This window comes from Mesorhizobium sp. M1A.T.Ca.IN.004.03.1.1, from assembly GCF_003997555.1.
Lineage (GTDB): Bacteria > Pseudomonadota > Alphaproteobacteria > Rhizobiales > Rhizobiaceae > Mesorhizobium.
In genome coordinates this window covers 1-372 of record NZ_RZTV01000076.1, presented here as the reverse complement: position 1 = coordinate 372, position 372 = coordinate 1, and the positions used below count along the sequence as shown (strand labels likewise).

2 pseudogenes are annotated in these 372 nt (G+C 62.6%); one reads left to right on the top strand and one right to left on the bottom strand.

From position 1 onward, the window contains the following. A pseudogene (locus EOD29_RS30760) lies at nucleotides 1-173 on the top strand (AhpC/TSA family protein); the annotation flags it as partial. A gap of 61 nt (nucleotides 174-234) precedes the next feature. On the opposite strand, the pseudogene EOD29_RS37560 reads toward EOD29_RS30760, so the two are convergent. Further along, nucleotides 235-372 (bottom strand): annotated as a pseudogene (locus tag EOD29_RS37560) (cytochrome C); the annotation flags it as partial.

The following is a 372-nucleotide window of genomic DNA, read 5'->3' as shown; positions in this document are numbered from 1 at the left end:
ATGACAAGCAGATGATCGCCGCCGGCCACGGCCAGCTCGTCGGCGAATTCCTGCTCGATCGGGATGGCGTCGTGCGCTGGTGTTTCACCGAAGTCGAGGAGGATGGCCGCCATATGTTCGGCGGTCCGGCCCCTCGGGAAGTGATGTCGGCAGCGTCGAACATGGCTGTTTGATGGGGCCGAAAGGTCGGACGCTTGAACAAGGCGAGCAATTCCCGGTCCCGCGTGATCGCCCCTATTCCATCCTGAATTTGGCGTGGCAGGTCGTACAGGTCTGAAGCATAAGGTGGAACGCGTGTTCCGCCGGCATTGCCAGCAGTTCCTGCTCGTTGCGAACATGGGTGCCGAGCGGGCCGCCACCCATCGCTTCCCC